The 14,926-nt window shown below is 70.8% G+C and carries 15 protein-coding genes; 7 read left to right on the top strand and 8 right to left on the bottom strand.

The features are described from left to right. Positions 1–45: 45 nt before the first annotated feature. From GXP76_RS00495 to GXP76_RS00515, 5 genes are all read right to left on the bottom strand, one after another. On the bottom strand, positions 46–1,563 hold the full coding sequence (locus GXP76_RS00495) for a peptide MFS transporter (protein ID WP_242569356.1): 1,518 nt from the start codon (positions 1,561–1,563) through the stop codon (positions 46–48). Between the two features lie 126 nt (positions 1,564–1,689). Then, entirely contained in the window at positions 1,690–2,991 is a 1,302-nt protein-coding gene (locus GXP76_RS00500) for an aspartate aminotransferase family protein (RefSeq protein WP_242569357.1), read from the bottom strand. After that, a complete protein-coding gene (locus GXP76_RS00505; RefSeq protein ID WP_242569358.1) occupies positions 2,988–4,709 on the bottom strand; it encodes an acetolactate synthase catalytic subunit in 1,722 nt (573 codons plus the stop codon). The genes GXP76_RS00500 and GXP76_RS00505 overlap by 4 nt, the downstream gene beginning before the upstream one ends. Before the next feature lie 101 nt (positions 4,710–4,810). Further along, positions 4,811–5,737 carry a LysR substrate-binding domain-containing protein gene (locus GXP76_RS00510; RefSeq protein WP_308354045.1) on the bottom strand — a complete coding sequence of 309 codons (927 nt, stop codon included), beginning with the start codon at positions 5,735–5,737 and terminating at the stop codon, positions 4,811–4,813. 86 nt (positions 5,738–5,823) lie between these two features. Next, positions 5,824–6,582, bottom strand: coding sequence for an SDR family NAD(P)-dependent oxidoreductase (locus GXP76_RS00515; RefSeq protein ID WP_242569359.1), 759 nt, complete (start codon positions 6,580–6,582; stop codon positions 5,824–5,826). A 148-nt stretch (positions 6,583–6,730) separates the two neighbouring features. Here GXP76_RS00515 and GXP76_RS00520 point away from each other — a divergent pair, with 148 nt between their 5' ends. The 3 genes from GXP76_RS00520 to GXP76_RS00530 all read left to right on the top strand — a co-directional run bounded on the left by GXP76_RS00520 (position 6,731) and on the right by GXP76_RS00530 (position 9,322). Next, complete coding sequence (locus tag GXP76_RS00520; RefSeq protein WP_242569360.1) at positions 6,731–7,363, top strand: TetR/AcrR family transcriptional regulator; 633 nt, start codon at positions 6,731–6,733, stop codon at positions 7,361–7,363. Positions 7,364–7,554: 191 nt separating this feature from the next. Beyond that, positions 7,555–8,667: an LLM class flavin-dependent oxidoreductase gene (locus tag GXP76_RS00525; protein ID WP_242569378.1), complete on the top strand. Its 1,113-nt coding sequence runs from the start codon at positions 7,555–7,557 to the stop codon at positions 8,665–8,667. Between the two features lie 34 nt (positions 8,668–8,701). Continuing rightward, a complete protein-coding gene (locus GXP76_RS00530) occupies positions 8,702–9,322 on the top strand; it encodes a CE1759 family FMN reductase (RefSeq protein WP_242569361.1) in 621 nt (206 codons plus the stop codon). A 35-nt stretch (positions 9,323–9,357) separates the two neighbouring features. On the opposite strand, the gene GXP76_RS00535 is transcribed toward GXP76_RS00530, so the two are convergent. Then, entirely contained in the window at positions 9,358–9,951 is a 594-nt protein-coding gene (locus GXP76_RS00535; RefSeq protein WP_242569362.1) for a TetR/AcrR family transcriptional regulator, read from the bottom strand. 90 nt (positions 9,952–10,041) lie between these two features. Between GXP76_RS00535 and GXP76_RS00540 the strand changes: the two genes are divergently transcribed. After that, the gene (locus GXP76_RS00540; RefSeq protein WP_242569363.1) at positions 10,042–10,476 is read left to right on the top strand and encodes a nuclear transport factor 2 family protein; all 435 of its coding nucleotides are present in this window, start codon (positions 10,042–10,044) and stop codon (positions 10,474–10,476) included. Positions 10,477–10,483: 7 nt separating this feature from the next. Beyond that, positions 10,484–11,368: an NAD(P)H-binding protein gene (locus tag GXP76_RS00545; protein WP_242569364.1), complete on the top strand. Its 885-nt coding sequence runs from the start codon at positions 10,484–10,486 to the stop codon at positions 11,366–11,368. Here GXP76_RS00545 and GXP76_RS00550 read toward each other — a convergent pair whose 3' ends face one another. Continuing rightward, positions 11,369–12,136, bottom strand: coding sequence for an SDR family oxidoreductase (locus GXP76_RS00550; RefSeq protein WP_242569365.1), 768 nt, complete (start codon positions 12,134–12,136; stop codon positions 11,369–11,371). A gap of 140 nt (positions 12,137–12,276) precedes the next feature. Between GXP76_RS00550 and GXP76_RS00555 the strand changes: the two genes are divergently transcribed. Further along, positions 12,277–12,879 carry a TetR/AcrR family transcriptional regulator gene (locus GXP76_RS00555; RefSeq protein WP_242569366.1) on the top strand — a complete coding sequence of 201 codons (603 nt, stop codon included), beginning with the start codon at positions 12,277–12,279 and terminating at the stop codon, positions 12,877–12,879. A gap of 33 nt (positions 12,880–12,912) precedes the next feature. Here the strand turns inward: GXP76_RS00555 and GXP76_RS00560 are convergent, their stop codons facing one another. Then, positions 12,913–14,121: an erythromycin esterase family protein gene (locus tag GXP76_RS00560; RefSeq protein WP_242569367.1), complete on the bottom strand. Its 1,209-nt coding sequence runs from the start codon at positions 14,119–14,121 to the stop codon at positions 12,913–12,915. 57 nt (positions 14,122–14,178) lie between these two features. On the opposite strand from GXP76_RS00560, the gene GXP76_RS00565 reads away from it, so the two are divergent. Next, on the top strand, positions 14,179–14,919 hold the full coding sequence (locus GXP76_RS00565; protein ID WP_242569368.1) for a TioE family transcriptional regulator: 741 nt from the start codon (positions 14,179–14,181) through the stop codon (positions 14,917–14,919). Positions 14,920–14,926 lie beyond the last annotated feature (7 nt).

A 14,926-nucleotide genomic window follows, 5' to 3' on the forward strand; every position in this document is an offset into this window, starting at 1 on the left:
ACTCCTCGGGCGAGGGTGGTCGAGTGACCCTCGCCCGGGGAATGGTCAGCCTCCCGACCCCGCGCTGCCCGCGCCCAGCAGCCGTGCCACCGGTCTGCGGCCGGCGAACAGGGCCAGGCCGATACCGATGCCGCACGCGGCGACGACGGTGAAGTAGGAGGAGTTGTCGATCAGGGTGAACAGCTGGCCGAGCAGACCCGCCAGGGACGAACCCAGGGCGAGCGTGAGGAAGTTGAGGCCGACCATCTGGGAGCGGAACTTCTCGGGACCGATCCTCGTGGCGAGAGACAGGCCGATCGGTCCGACGAAGACCTCGGAGGAACCGGCCGCCATCATGAACAGGAGAATCAGTACGAGCGGGATGTCGGCGTCGCCCGTGGCTTCGGAGATGATCAGCAGGAACAGGTAGGCGCAGCCGATCTGGGTCAGTCCGACGGCGACCTTGGTCACCGGACCCGGCTGGCGCTCCCCCAGGCGGTTGCACACCCGGGCGACGAGCGGGATGACGAGCACGAGCGCCAGCGGGCTGACGGTGGTGATCCAGGCGACCGGGAACGTCCAGCCGCCTATGTTCAGGTCGACGCGCTCGGTGATGAGGATCGATATCGCGGTGAACTTCTGGAACAGGAAGCCGAAGTACACCCCGGACGCCAGGAAGAGCGGCAGATAGCCGAGGACGCGCCGGCGTTCGTCGCGGCTGACCGACTTCGACGTGGTCATGGTGAGGAAGTACGCGGCCGCGGCCACCAGGGCCGTGACCGTCACCACGGTGGACAGGTTCTCCGCCCGTACCAGCCCTGTGGCGACGGCGGCGCCGACCACCGCCGCACACATCAGGGCGGCGACGGCGACCAGTGGCCGACGGCCCGCCGGGAGCGGGTTGTTGACGACCCCGGCACGCTCGGGAAGCTTCCTCATCGAGCGGATGTACTGGATCAGCGCGGCGGCCATGCCGATGGCCGCGAGACCGAATCCGTAGTGGAAGCCGAGTTCGTTCTGGGTGAGTCCGGTGGTGAGCGGGCCGAGCACCGCGCCGACGTTGATGGCCAGGTAGAAGTAGGAGAAACCGACGTCCCGGTAGCGCTCGTCGTCGTTCTGGTCCAGGACGAAGCCGACGATCGAGGTGATGTTCGTCTTCAGCGCACCGGTGCCCAGGACGATGCACCCGAGTCCGGCGCCCAGGCCGACCGTGCCGGGAACGAAGGCGAGCACGACGTGTCCGGCGGTGATGACGACGGCGCCGTACAGCACCATGTCACGCGGGCTGACCAGCCGGTCCCCCAGCCACGCACCGACGATCTGGGACACGTACACCACACCGCCGTACGCGCCGACGAGGCCCGCGGCGACGGCGGGGGCCAGCTCCAGGCCGCCGTCGGCCACCTCGTACAGCAGGTAGAAGGAGAGGATGCCCTGGAGACCGTAGAAGGAGTAGCGCTCCCACAGCTCGGTGAAGGCCATGTTCCACAGGCCGCGTGCGACGGGGCGTCCCGGCCCCTCGGCCGGCGCCTCGCGGACGTCGGGGTCCACTGTCACGGGGGGTGGTGGCGAGGTCTTTCTCATGAGCCGGGTCCTTCCGGTCGGAGCCGAAGCGAGGGATGAGAGAGGTGGTGCGGGAGCGCCGGCGCTCCGGTGGATGCCCGGCGCCGGCGGACAGCGGGGACGGGCGCGACGCCGTCGCCGGACCGGTTACTCGGCCGCCGTCCCGGCCAGCGCCCGATCGAGAGCGCTCAGTGTGCGGGCCACGTCGTCCTCCGAGTGGGCGGCGGAGACGTACCAGAGCCCGCTCTCCCTGGCGTGCACGCCGTCGCGTACGAGGTTCTCGGACAGCTCGCGCAGTGGCGCCTTACGGCCCGCGAGCACATCGGCATAGGTGCGGACGGGGTGGGGCGCGCCCCAGTGCAGCCGGATCACCGCGCCCGCCCGGGAGGCCCGCAGGGGCACCCCGCGCCGGTCGGCGCACTCGTCGATGCCCGTCGCGAGTTCACCGGACAGGCGCTCCAGGCGCGGGTAGAGGGTGTCGCGCTCCGTCTCCAGTACGCCGAGGGTCGCGTTGGCGGCGACCACCGACAGCGCGTTGCCGTTGTACGTCCCGGCGTGCGCGACCGGCCCTTCCGCGACCCGCATGACCTCGGCCCGTCCCACGACGGCGCTGATCGGGAACCCCGAACCCAGGGCCTTGGCGAGGACGGTCAGGTCGGGGACCACTCCGAGCCGTTGCTGGGCTCCGCCGGGTCCCAGCCGGAAACCGGTCACGACCTCGTCGAACACCAGCAGGCACCCGTACCGGTCGCACAATCGGCGTGCCTCGGCCAGGTATCCGTCATCGGCGAACAGGTTGCCGCCGTTCACCGCCACGGGCTCCATGATCACCGCGCCCACCTCGGCGCCGTGCCGCGCCAGCAGATCGGCCAGCGCCGCCGTGTCGTTCCACGGGCACACCAGCAGATGGGGCCCGACCTCGCTGTGGTCCTCGGCGATCACCGGGCGGGGCACGGCGCCCGATCCCGCGGGGCTGCCCGGTCCGTTGGCGGTGACCGGGTCGAGCCAACCGTGGTAGTGGCCCTCGAACTTGACGATCCCCTTGCGCCCGGTGGCCGCACGGGCGATGCGCAGCGCCGCCTGTACCGCCTCGCTTCCGGTCACGTTGAGCAGGACTCGTTCGGCGCTGGGCACCAGCCGGACGAGGCGTTCGGCGAGCTCGGCCTCGGCCTCGTGCTGGCCGCCGTAGAGAACGCCGGCGGCGAGCTGCCCGCGCACCGCGTCGATCACCGGCGGCGGCTGGTGGCCGAGCAGCATGGGGCCGTATCCGGCCACGTAGTCGATGTACTCGTTGCCGTCCGCGTCGGTGATCCGGCTGCCGCGGGCACCGGTGAAGGCCAGCGGTGTGGGGCGGAGCCCGGCCCGTTTGGCGGAGGTCACTCCTCGCGGAACGACCTGCCGCGCCCGGTCCATGTGGCGCAGCGACCGCGCGAACGCCTTCTCGGTCATCGGTGTGTTCCTCCGGTCGGTTCGCCCAGCGTGGTGTCGCCGTCCCAGGCGGTGATCGGCGGATAGGCGTCCGGGTCGGTGATCACGTCGATCACCGTGACCACCGGCGCGGCGAGGGCCGTACGCAGGGTGCCGGCCAGCTCGGCGGCGGTGTCGACGCGTACGCCCCGTGCCCCGCACGCCCGGGCGATGGCCGCGTGGTCGACTGGTGCGAAGTCGACGGCGTCGGTGTGTGTCGCGAACTGGTGCAGTTCGGAGTGCTTCTGGTAGCCGAGGATCGCGTTGTTCAGCACGATGACGGTGATCGGCAGATCCATCCGGACGGCCGTCTCTATCTCCGCCCAGCAGTGGCCGAACCCGCCGTCGCCGACCACGGCGACCACCGGGCTGTCCGGGTGCGCGGCCTTCGCGCCCAGCGCCATGGGCATCCCCCAGCCGAGGCCCGCCAGGCCGCGCGGCGACAGGAAGCGCTGCCCGGCGCGCCGGGCGCGCAGGTGGTTGCTCATCCAGACCGAGCTGTAGCTGGCGTCGGCCACGACGATCGTGTCGGGGGTCAGCTGGGCGTCCAGGTCCCGCATGATCCGCTCGGGCCGGATCGGGGAGGCGTCCGATCCGGCCAGGGGGAGGATCTGTGCCCGATGCGCCTCCCGTCCCGCCTCGATGAGCGCGGCCAGTTCCTCGCGGCCGGCCGTGCGGGCGGCCGGCGAGTGGGTGCTCAGCTCGTCCAGCAGCGCCCGCAGGGTCAGCTTCGCGTCGCCGACCAGCCGCACCGCCTCGTAGTTGCGCCCCACCTCGACGGGGTCCACGTCGAGATGGACGTACGTCGCCGAGGGCGGGAAAAGCCGCCAGCCGTCGGTGGCGTTCTCGTTGGTCCTGGTTCCCACGAAGAGCACCAGGTCGGCGTCGCGCACCAGGGGGCGGGCGTGGCGGGTCGATCCGTTGACCCCCATCGCGTAGCCGATCACGCCCACCGACAACGGGTGGGTCTCGTCCACCGCGCCCTTGCCCATCGCGGTGGTCGCCACCGCCAGTGAGGCCAGCTCCTGCAACTCGGCCAGTTCGGGCGCCGCTCCCGAACCGTGCACGCCTCCCCCGGCGACGATCAGCGGCCGCCGCGCCGCCGCGAGCAGTCCGGCCACCCGCTTGATCCGATCCGGTCCCGGCACGTACCGGTCGAGCGGGAAGTGGCCGTAGGCGGCGCGCCGCGTGGTGGCTTCCGGGACGGGTTCGGCCAGGACGTCCTTGGGCACCAGCAGGACGACCGGGCCGGGGCGCCCGGAGGCCGCTTCGGTCATCGCCATGTCGACGTGGTCGTCGACCCTGGCCGGATCGTCGATCCGGTGGACCGCCTTGGCGCAGGCGCTGAACAGCTTCACATGGTCCAGCTCCTGGAAGGCGTTGCGGTCGCGGGCGGGCCTCGGTACCTCCTGGACGATGGCGAGCACCGGAACCGATGCCTTGAACGCCTCGGCGAGCGGGGGCACCAGGAGCGTCGCGGCGGGGCCGTTCTGCGCCGCGACCACCCCGACCCGGCCGGTCACCCTCGCGTAGCCGTCGGCCATCGCGCCACCGGCGTTCTCCGCGCGGTAGACGACCTGCCGTATCGACTGCTCCGGGGTCGCCAGGAAAAACAACGAAGGCAGGCTTTGCCCGAACACATCGCGGACCCCGTGACGCCGCAACGCCGCCGCCAGACTTTCAGCGACCGTATTCCCCATTTTCGCTCCTCCGTCGAACTTCTCCGGCAATGCCGGAGATTCCAGCACGGAGAACTGGGAGGGGTCTAATAGACGTTTTCACCCGGGTCGATAAGTGTTCGTTATCGGTTCGGCCGGCCGTCGTCCACGTGCTCCCGGCACAGCTCCACGAACCGGTCCACGGGTGCTCGCGCCGCATGCCGCCCCCAGGCGACGACCAGGGTGGTCGTCGGTGCGGGATCGGCGAACCGCCGGACGCACACCCCGGGCGGGCAGAACCTGCGGGCACGGTGCTCGTCCAGGACGGCGATCCCGACACGGTTGGCGACCTCGCGCAGGATGTGCTCGGCATCGGGCTGTTCCAGCGCCACCCGCTGGGGCCGGTCGCCCCAGATCTGCCGCCGGATCTCGTCGTGATACCCGGGGCCCTGCTCTCGGGGCCAGTGGACCACTGGCTCTTCGACGACGTCGGCGGGGGTGAGTCGCTCCCGGGCCGCCAGCGGGTGGTCGTCGGGCATCGCGATCACCAGTTCCTCCACGGCCACGACCAGCGACTCCACCGCTCGGTGGCGCACGGTCGAGCGCACGAACGCCACGTCGACCTCGCCCGCTTCGAGCAGTTCCAGGTTCCGGCTCGTCCAGGCCGCGGTCAGGGAGAGGCGGACCGCGGGGTGGCGCACACGGAACCGTTCCACGAGTTCGTGCATGTTCAGATCGGCGCCGGAGCGGGTGTAGGCGACCCGCAGCGACCCGGCCGGCCGCTCGGCGGCGGCCCGCACACGTTCGACGCACAGGCGGGCCTCGTCCAGGACCCGCTCGCCGTACTCACGCAATACCTCACCGGCCGCGGTGAGGGTGATCGCCCTGGCCCCCCGGTGAATCAAAGGGGTGCCCAGTTCGTGTTCCAGAACTTTGATCTGCTGCGACAATCCCGGCTGGGAAATGTGCAGTTCCTCGGCCGCCCGACCGAAATGAAGGACACGCGCAAGCACCAGAAAGTATTCCAGTCGCCGCAATTCCACGTCGCGCACCCTACAGGAACGGCCCACGGAAAGAGCCCGGTGGTCGCGGGGCCGTAGCGCCCGCGGGGGCGGCCCCGGGCCGCCGCGTCCCCCCGGGGCGTCACCCGGCCCGGTCAGAGGAGGGCGCCGCCGGAGACCTCGACGCGCTGGGCGGTGACCCAGCGCAGGTCGTCGGAGGCCAGCGCGGCGACGGCGTCGCCGACCTCCTCGGGTTCGCCGACGCGGCCGAGCGCGGTCTGTCCGGCCAGGCCCCGGCGCGTCTCGGCGTCGTCGCGCATCGCCCCACCGTTGAAATCGGTGGCGGTCGGTCCGGGGGCGATGGAGTTGACCCGGATACCGCGGGGGCCGAGTTCCGCGGCGAGGGTGCGGCTCAGGGCTTCGACGGCGGCCTTCGAGGCGGAGTAGACCGAGGTGGCGGGGCTGGTGTGGCGGGTCAGTGACGTCGAGACGTTGATGACCCGGCCGCCCTGGGCCAGCAGCGGCGCGAGTGACTGGGTGAGGAAGAACGTGCCCCGGACGTTGGTGCCCATCACCGTGTCGAAGTCGTCGATCGTGACTGCCTCCAGCGGCCCGAAGATCCCCACGCCCGCGTTGTTGACCAGGATGTCGAGCCGCGACGCACCCCAGCGTTCCAGTTGGTCACCCAGTGCGGAGGTGAAGGACGCGAAGGAGGAGACGTCGCTGATGTCGAGGCGGAGGACGGCGGCCTTCCCACCGACGGCCCGCACCTGTTCCGCGGTCTTATCGGCTCCCGCCGCGTCACCACGGTGGGTGATCACGATCCGCGCCCCGCGTGCGGCCAGGGCGACGGCCGCGCTCCGTCCGAGGCCGCGATTCGCACCCGTCACCAACGCGATCCTGTCGATTGCCATGAGCTGTTCCTCCACCGTGCGGTCAACGGAGTACTCCGCGTTCCGCGCCTCGGATGCGAGTCAAGCGACTCGCCTTACATTCGCAGCGTAAGCAGACGCGTAGAGGCGAGTCAAGTGACTCGCCTCGGGTCTGCGGCATACTGTCCGCATGGCAGCCGAACTCTCCGCGCACCACCGCAGACTCGCCCAGCAGAAGCGTGCGGCGATCACCTCAGCGGCCACAGAACTGTTCCTGCACCGCGGCTACGACGGCACCTCACTGGCCCGGATCGCCGAAACGGCCGAGGTCTCGAAGTCCACCCTGTTCAAGCAGTTCCCCACCAAGGCAGCCCTTTTCGAGGCCATCGTCACGGAGTCATGGCAGCGCGACGCCGGCGACTCCACGCCACCACAGGCCGGCGATCTGCGCGCCGGGCTGACAGCCGTCGGCCACCGCTACGCCGACCTGATCGGCCGGCCCGGCATGGCAGCCCTGTTCCGGATCGTCATCGCCGAACTGCCCCGTTTCCCCGAACTGGGACGGATGCAGTTCCAGCTCGGCAAGCTGCCCTACTTCGCCTCCGTCCAGCACTACTTGGAATCCGAGCGCGAGGCGGGCAACGCCGATGTCCCCGACGCCGAGAGCGCCGCGACCCAGTTCCTCGGCATGATCTCCAACTACGTCCTGTGGCCCCGCCTGCTGCTGACCGACTGGAGCCCCACCGCCTCCGACGTCCACGACACCGTCGAACAGGCCGTCGAGACGATGCTCGCCCGATACACCCCCGCCCCGCCGGACTGACGGCATCACCAGGCGGAGTAGAGCCTCCCCGGCCACCCCCTTCGCGTCCGGATTCAAGGGGAACGCGAGAGGGTAGAAATCAGGTGGTTTATGCCGTTACGTAGATGATTGTCGCCTGAGAGCGCCCGGACGTCGGCGAAGCCCAGGGCGGCGCCCCGCGCGAGCAGGGAGGTGTCAGCGAGATGACCGGGATGCAGTTCGGGATCTTCACCGTGGGTGACGTGACCCCAGATCCGACCACCGGTGGTGCTCCTACGGAGGCGGAACGTATCCAGGCCACCGTGACCATCGCGCGCAAGGCGGAGGAGGTCGGGCTCGACGTCTTCGCGACGGGTGAGCACCACAATCCCCCCTTCGTGCCGTCCTCGCCCACGACCCTGCTCGGCTACATCGCCGCGCGGACCGAGCGGATCATCCTGTCGACGTCGACCACGCTCATCACCACCAACGATCCCGTCAAGATCGCGGAGGATTTCAGCGTCCTGCAGCACCTGTCCGGCGGGCGGACCGACGTGATGCTGGGGCGCGGGAACACCGGGCCCGTCTATCCGTGGTTCGGCCAGGACATCCGCCAGGCCATCCCCCTGACCGTCGAGCACTACGGCCTGCTGCGGCGCCTGTGGCGTGAGGAGGTGGTCGACTGGGAGGGCAAACTCCGTTCGCCCCTCCAGGGCTTCACCCTCGCCCCCCGCCCCCTGGACGGCATCCCGCCGTTCGTCTGGCACGGCTCCATCCGCACGCCCGAGATCGCGGAGTTGGCCGCCTTCTACGGAGACGGGTTCTTCGCGAACCACATCTTCTGGCCCGCGTCGCACACCCGGAAGATGGTGGAGACGTACCGGCAGCGCTTCGCGCACTACGGGCACGGCTCGCCGGAGTCCGCCGTCGTCGGCCTCGGCGGGCAGGTGTTCATGCGCCCCAACAGCCAGGACGCGGTCCGCGAGTTCCGGCCCTACTTCGACAACGCGCCGGTGTACGGGCACGGGCCGTCCCTGGAGGAGTTCAGCTCGCTCACACCCCTGACGGTCGGCTCCCCCCAGCAGGTGATCGACCGGACGCTGGGCTTCCGTGAGTACGCGGGCGACTACCAGCGCCAGTTGTTCCTCCTGGACCACGCGGGACTGCCGCTCAAGACGGTGCTGGAACAACTGGACCTGCTCGGCGAAGAGGTGGTGCCCATCCTCCGTAAGGAGTTCGCCGTCGGCAGGTCCCCCGAAGCGCCGGACGCCCCCACCCATCAGTCGCTCCTGCGGGAACGCGACAGGAGGGCGGCGGCGGCGAAGCCGCGACCGGCGGAAGGCTGACAGGAGTGCCGAGCGGAGTGGGGAGTTGGATGCGGTGACGACCAAACTCACGATCATCTCCGGCGGGTTGCGGGAGCCGTCGTCGACGCGCATGCTCGCCAATCGCCTCGAAGCGTCGGTCCGTACGGAACTCGCCGCCGCAGGTGTCACGGTCGAGTCCTCGTTCGTCGAACTCCGCCCCCTGGGACACGCGGTCGTCGACGCGATGTTCAGCGGCTTCCCGGCCCCGCCCCTGGAGGAGGCGTTCGAGACGGTCGCGGACGCCGACGGGGTCATCGCGGTGACCCCCGCGTTCAACGCCTCGTTCAGCGGGCTGTTCAAGTCGTTCTTCGACGTGCTCCCCGAGGAGACGCTGTCGGACATGCCGGTCCTCATGGGCGCCACCGGCGGCACCGAACGGCACTCCCTCGTGCTCGAACACGCGTTGCGGCCGATGTTCTCGTATCTGCACGCCATCGTGTCGTCGCGCGGTGTCTACGCCGCCACCGACGACTTCGGCCCGCAGACGGACGGCGCGGTCCTGGGCGAACGCATCGCGCGAGCGGCGTCCGACTACGCCCGGCTGGTACGGGGGTGCGGCTCCCACCGCCGGCGTGACTCCTTCAGCGAGGACACCTCCGCCATGGAACGGCTCCTCGGCGGCGGCCGGTCCTGACAGAGGGACGCGGGGCCACCGGTTCGAACCGGCGCTCAGCCGGTCGCCCGGCCGTCGCCGCTCAGGACTCGGGCGGTGAAGGCCGCCAGGTCCGCCCTCATCTGCTCGCGCGGCGTGTGCTCGCCGATGAGGTGTTCGACGAGGTCGGCACGGGTGGCGGCGAGCAGCGCGTGGGCGGTGAAGCCGCTGTCGGCGAGACCGGGGATCTGCTCCAGTACGGCCTGGAGCGTGCCGTGCCACCGCCGGTAGTGCTCCGCCCGGTAAGGGCTGTCGCTGCCGGTTTCCTCCAGCGCCAGGGCGAGATGGCGGTTGTCGAGCTTGAAACAGAGGACGGCGTCGAGCAGGGCCGGTACGCGCCGCAGCGGCGGGGTGCCGGGCCCCAGCGGCGGCGGGCCCTCCTCGACAGCCTCCTTGATCGGATCGAGCCGCGCTTGGTACAGCGTCTGGATCAGACCGGTGCGGTCGCCGAAGGCGCGGAAGAGGGTCGCCTTGCCGACGCCTGCCGCCACGGCGATGTCGGCCATGGTGACGGACTCGGGGTTCGCGCCACGGGCGAAGAGGTCGTCGGCCGCCGCGAGGACCGCGGCCCGGTTGCGCTCCGCGTCCTTGCGGGGCTTGCGCTCGGTCATGAGGTTCCTCCGGTTGCGAAACGGACCCCGGGTCCGTATCGTTCGAATGGAAACGGACCCATGGTCCGCATCTTACTGGACGGAGCGCTCATGCCCACGAACACGAGCAAGGACACGGCCCCGGCAGACCTGTACCGCCACGGTCTGCGACTGCTGCTGGACAAGGACATCCCCGCCTGGGTCGACCTCTGGGACGACGACGGAGTCTTCGAGTTCCCGTTCGCTCCCGCGGGTTGGCCGAAGCGGCTGGAGGGCAAAGCCGCGGTCGCGGACTACATGCGCGGCTATCCCGACCGCATCGATCTCCACGACTTCCCCTCCGTGGAGATCCACCGGACCACCGCCGCGGAGACGATCGTGGTCGAGATGCGCGGGGTGGGCCGTCTGGTGGAGACCGGCGGGCCCTTCGACATGACCTACATCGCCGTGGTGACCGTCAAGAACGGCCTCATCACCCACTACCGCGACTACTGGAACCCCCTCGCCCTCCAGGACCCCGCGAGCGACTTCACCAGGAAGGGCTGAAGCACCGATGACCACTCCCGGCACTACCCTGGTCATCGGGGCCACCGGCACCACCGGCAGCCGCATCGTCTCCCAACTCGCCGCGGGCGGGCACCTCGTCAAGGCCGCCGGCCGGCGCGCCGGCCCCGTGTCCGGCGCGCGGTCCGTCCGCTTCGACTGGGCCGACCCCACGACGTTCGGCGAGGCCCTGAGCGGCACGGACCGCGTCTATCTCGTACCGCCGATCGGCTCCACGGAGCCCGCCGACGTCATGCTCCCCTTCCTCGACCAGGCCCGTACGGCCGGTGTGCGCCGCGCGGTGCTGCTCAGCTCATCGGCGATCCCCGCCGGGGGCCCGGCCACGGGACGGATCCACGAGGCCCTGCCCGGCCTGTTCGGTGAATGGGCGGTGCTGCGACCCTCGTGGTTCATGCAGAACTTCACCGGCGACCACCCGCACGCGCGGAGCATCCGGGCGGACGGAACCGTGTCGACGGCCACCGGTGAGGGCCGGGTGGGATTCGTCGACGCGGACGACATCGCCGCCGTGGCCGTACACGCGCTGACCGACGACCGGGCCCCGAACACCGATCTGGTCATCACCGGTCCGCAGGCGCTGAGTTACGACGACATCGCCGCCGCCGTCACCGAGGTCACGGGCCGGGCGGTCACCCACCGGCGGCTGACGTACGCGCAGATGCGCGACCGTCTGGCGGCCGCGATGCCCGCCGAGTTCGCCGCGATGCTCGCCGGCCTGGACCGCTCGATCGCCGAGGGGTCCGAGGACCGCACCACCGACACGGTCCACCGTCTGACCGGCCGCCCGCCGGGTACCTTCCGCGCCTTCGCGGAGCGGGAGTTGACCGTGACCGCGCAGCGCCGTCCCCGGCGCGGTCCGTCCGGTGGTCCGTGATCAGACGCGCGGGCCGAGGAAGAGGCCACCGGTCGCGTCGATGACCTGGCCGGTGATCCAGCGCGCGGCGTCGGAGGCGAGGAACGCGACCACGTCGGCCACGTCGCCGGGCCCGCCCAGCCGGTCGAGCGCCGTCAGGCCCGTGATGAGTTCGGGTACGCCCGGCCCCTCGAAGGACGCCCCGTTGGTCGCCGTCAGGGTGGCGCCGGGAGCGACCGCGTTCACCGTGATCCCCCGGACTCCCAGCTCGTTGGCCAAGGTCATGCTCATCGTCTCGACCGCTCCCTTCGTCATGGCGAAGGACGTCTGAGTGGCGTTGGCCATCCGGGTCGCCACCGACGAGAGCGTGATGACGCGGCCGCCGTCGGGGAGCAGCGGCAGCGCTCGCTGGATGATGAAGTACGGCGCCCGTACGTTCACGGCGAAGAGATGGTCGAACTCCGCCCGTGTCGTGACTCCGAGACGGCCGGCGGGGACGGCCGCCGCGTTGTTCACGAGGATGTCGAGCGGTCGCCCGGCGAGGCCCGCCTCGACTCCCGCGAAGAGCGTCTCGACGTCGTCGTCCGTGCCCAGCTCCGCCCGCACGGCGAACGCGGTGCCGCCATCGCGTTCGATCGCTTCGACCGTCGCCCCGGCGCCGTCCCTGTCCGTGCCGTAGTGCACGACGACCGTCGCGCCCTTCGCCGCCAGGCGGGTCGCTATCGCCTGCCCGATACCGCGCGACGCCCCCGTCACCAGAGCTGTCCTGCCGGCCAGATCATCACTCATGACAACCACCCCATTCCGGTAGCGACTACCGCTCCGGTAGTAACTAACACTGCGGTAGTAACTAACACTGCGGTAGTGTCTACCATATGACCGATCAGCACTCAACCTTGCGGGCGCAGCGACGATCCGAGACACAGCGCGTGATTCAGGCGCACGCGGTACGGCTGTTCACCGAGCGCGGTTACGACGCCACGGCCGTGACCGACGTCGCCGAGGCCGCGGGCGTCTCGCCCATGACCGTCTACCGGCACTTCCCCACCAAGGAGGACCTCGTCCTCTTCGACCAGAACGGCAGGATCGTCGGCGAGCGGATCGCTGCCTCGTCCGCCGCGCAGCCCCTGGTCCGCCGGATCGGCAACGCGCTCGTCGAGTCGGCGACGACCCTGACCGGCGGCGGCGCCCAGGGGGACGGCCCGACGGCGGACGAGCGGTTCCTGCTCGCCCGCCTCCGGCTCATGATCTCGACGCCCGCCCTGCGCGCCAGGCATCTGGACAACCAGTACGTCCTTCAGGGGGCGATCGTCGAGGCTCTGGGGGACGAGGCCGACGATCCCGACACCGTGTTCCGGACGCAGGCGACGGCGAGCGCCTGTCTGGCCGCGATGCACATGGCCGTGATGCGCTGGGCCGAGGACGACGGACGCAGCGACCTGCCCGGTCTGATCGCGCGGGCGCTGGCCGCCGCCTTCGGTGACGACGTCCTCGGTGACGACGTCACCGAAGACGTCGCCCCGGACGCGTGAGTGGGGGGGCGGCGCGCGATCGCTCCGGTACCGCTAAGGCGTGTTCTGTGGAACGTCCTTCAGGAACACGATCCCGTCCATCGCGGGCAGATGCGCCGGGTGGAGTGGGAAGTACCCGAAGTAGGGAGAGATCCGGGGAGCGAGGCGCGTGTCGCCGAGGTCGGTGGTCAGCCGGGCGGGGTCGATGAGGCAGGGGTCCCCGGGGAGCGCGTACAGCAGTCCTTCGAGGGTGTCCGGCGCCGGGGCGTCCACCCCTTGGTGCCGCATCGTGCCGATGCCCATGGCCAGGAAGGCGTACTCCTCGCCGAGCCGGGCGCTCACGATCGCGCCGGCGCTCCACCACTCCAGCGGCAGGCCGCCCATCCGCATCGAGCTGATGTCCCGCTGGAGATGGGCGTTGTGGGCGTGGACCAGTACCGGTCCGCGCTCGGCGAGGGCGAGGAGGTTGTCGGCCATCATCTGGTCCCGCACGCCGACCAGCCGCGTCATACGGCCCGCCGAGGTGTCGGCCATCCAGAAGTGGTAGCGCAGCAGACCGAGGGCGGTTCGCCCGTACAGACGCGCACGGTCCCAGTCCTCCCGTGAGGTCGCCCTGATCAGCTGCGGCGTCCGCTCGTCGAACAGCGACGTCAGATCGTCGGCGAGCAACCGCAGTTCGTAGGCGTCGGCCGACTCCCCCGCGGACGCGGCCGGATCCGTCATCGCGGCCGGATCGGTCCACCGGTCGTCGCTTCCGAGCAGGCGGTCGAGCGTCTGAGCCGTACAGGGGAGCAGGTCGGCGTCCACCTGGGCCGCCAGGTAGGCGTGGAGTGCGGTCAGGGCCTGCCGGGGGCTCGCGGCGCCGGTGATCTCCAGCGGGCCGTCGAAGCCGGCGAAGCGCACCCGCTCGGACGCGGGCCGGCCCTCGTTGTACGCCCGCGCCCAGCGCACGAGGGCGCGGTTGGCCTCGGACGCTCCGAACCCGTGGCTGAACCCGTGCTCCATCGCCTCGTCGGGCGTGCCCGTGCCCGAGGTGACGTAGTCGTCCACGACCAGGCCCTTCAGGCAGTCGCTCTCGATGGCGATCGTCCGGTAGCCCTCCTGCTCGACGAGTTGCCGGAAGAGCCCGTTGCGCAGGTCGAGCGGAGTGTCCACGCCATGGGTGGGCTCACCCAGGGCGAGCACCCGGGGACGGGACGGAAGCAGTTTCATGACGGCGGCGGCGTCGACGGCCTGGGCGTTGTGGTTGCTGTCAGTGACCATGCCTTCAACGGTATCGTTGAACCTCCGGTTGAAACTTTCCCACGACAGTGCCGCGATATGGTGGGCTTCGTGGCGCCAAACCCTCAAAACCATGGACAGCTCAGGCCGATCGACCTGGCGCGCGGCCACGGTCTTTCGACGCAGGCCGTCAGGAATTACGAGGAGGCCGGCATCCTCCCGGCCGCCGGTCGCACACCGCACGGCTACCGCACCTATACGCCGCTGCACGCGCTGGCGCTGGCGGCGTTCCTCGCCCTGGTGCCGGGCCACGGACACCGGACGGCGACGTCCATCATGCGGGCGGTGAACGAGGACCAGGTGGACGAAGCGCTCCGCCTCGTCGACGAGAGCCACGCCCGGTCGCTCGACGACCGCCGGACTCTGCGGGCCGTGGAGAACGCCCTGCGGGACCTGGGGTCCGCGGCGACACCCGCGCCAACGGTGCCCCTGCCGGACGGCATGTTCATCGGGCCGCTGGCGGACGAGCTCGGGATGCGGCCCGCGACGCTGCGCAAATGGGAGCGCGCCGGGCTGGTGCGGCCGCGCCGCGACCCGCTGACCGGTTACCGGGTCTACGGCGAGGCGGATGTACGGGACGCCCGGCTGGCCCACCAACTCAGGCGCGGGGGCTATCTGTTGGAGCAGATCGCCCCGCTGATCGCCCAGGTGCGCGCGGCCGGCGGGCTGGAGCCGCTGGAGGCCGCGCTGCACGAGTGGCACGGCCGGCTCTCCGCGCGCGGGTGGGCGATGCTGAGCGGGGCCGCCGAGCTGGACGCGTACCTGCGGGCGCGCGGCTGATACGAGG

The sequence above is a fragment of the Streptomyces sp. NP-1717 genome, from assembly GCF_022695985.1.
Lineage (GTDB): Bacteria > Actinomycetota > Actinomycetes > Streptomycetales > Streptomycetaceae > Streptomyces.

What these genes read in the sequence shown, in the direction of transcription:
- GXP76_RS00565 (WP_242569368.1), top strand. Translation starts at nt 14,179, where the DNA reads ATGGTGGGCTTCGTGGCGCCAAACCCTCAAAACCATGGACAGCTCAGG.
- GXP76_RS00550 (WP_242569365.1), bottom strand. Translation starts at nt 12,136, where the DNA reads ATGAGTGATGATCTGGCCGGCAGGACAGCTCTGGTGACGGGGGCGTCG.
- GXP76_RS00545 (WP_242569364.1), top strand. Translation starts at nt 10,484, where the DNA reads ATGACCACTCCCGGCACTACCCTGGTCATCGGGGCCACCGGCACCACC.
- GXP76_RS00560 (WP_242569367.1), bottom strand. Translation starts at nt 14,121, where the DNA reads ATGGTCACTGACAGCAACCACAACGCCCAGGCCGTCGACGCCGCCGCC.
- GXP76_RS00500 (WP_242569357.1), bottom strand. Translation starts at nt 2,991, where the DNA reads ATGACCGAGAAGGCGTTCGCGCGGTCGCTGCGCCACATGGACCGGGCG.
- GXP76_RS00495 (WP_242569356.1), bottom strand. Translation starts at nt 1,563, where the DNA reads ATGAGAAAGACCTCGCCACCACCCCCCGTGACAGTGGACCCCGACGTC.
- GXP76_RS00525 (WP_242569378.1), top strand. Translation starts at nt 7,555, where the DNA reads ATGCAGTTCGGGATCTTCACCGTGGGTGACGTGACCCCAGATCCGACC.
- GXP76_RS00540 (WP_242569363.1), top strand. Translation starts at nt 10,042, where the DNA reads ATGCCCACGAACACGAGCAAGGACACGGCCCCGGCAGACCTGTACCGC.
- GXP76_RS00505 (WP_242569358.1), bottom strand. Translation starts at nt 4,709, where the DNA reads ATGGGGAATACGGTCGCTGAAAGTCTGGCGGCGGCGTTGCGGCGTCAC.
- GXP76_RS00535 (WP_242569362.1), bottom strand. Translation starts at nt 9,951, where the DNA reads ATGACCGAGCGCAAGCCCCGCAAGGACGCGGAGCGCAACCGGGCCGCG.
- GXP76_RS00520 (WP_242569360.1), top strand. Translation starts at nt 6,731, where the DNA reads ATGGCAGCCGAACTCTCCGCGCACCACCGCAGACTCGCCCAGCAGAAG.
- GXP76_RS00515 (WP_242569359.1), bottom strand. Translation starts at nt 6,582, where the DNA reads ATGGCAATCGACAGGATCGCGTTGGTGACGGGTGCGAATCGCGGCCTC.